The sequence below is a fragment of the Ferrimicrobium sp. genome, assembly GCF_027364955.1.
Taxonomy (GTDB): domain Bacteria; phylum Actinomycetota; class Acidimicrobiia; order Acidimicrobiales; family Acidimicrobiaceae; genus Ferrimicrobium.
On the sequence record NZ_DAHXOI010000072.1, the window covers coordinates 1 to 286 of the forward strand.

Below are 286 nucleotides of genomic sequence, written 5' to 3' on the forward strand. Positions count from 1 at the left end.
TGTCTTATACACAGAACGTCGGTGGTTCGAGTCCATCAACGAGCACCAGCAAAATTAAAGAAATTAAAAGAATTAAACCAACATTCGGAGATAGTTCAATTGGCAGAACGACGGGCTTTGGACCCGTAGGTTGAAGGTTCGATCCCTTCTCTCCGAGCTAAGCAGATATAGTTCAATGGCTAGAACGCTAGGCTTCCAACCTTGCGATGCCGGTTCGAGTCCGGCTATCTGCTCCATGGTTCTTTAGCTCAGACGGAAGAGCGCTCGTTTGAAAAGCGAGAGGCCG

The 286-nt window shown here is 48.3% G+C and carries 2 tRNA genes; both read left to right on the forward strand.

What is annotated here, in order from left to right:
• Positions 1 to 84 precede the first annotated feature (84 nt).
• Positions 85 to 157: transfer RNA gene (locus tag M7Q83_RS14050), tRNA-Gln, on the forward strand.
• A 4-nt stretch (positions 158 to 161) separates the two neighbouring features.
• Positions 162 to 236, forward strand: a tRNA-Gly gene (locus tag M7Q83_RS14055).
• Positions 237 to 286 lie beyond the last annotated feature (50 nt).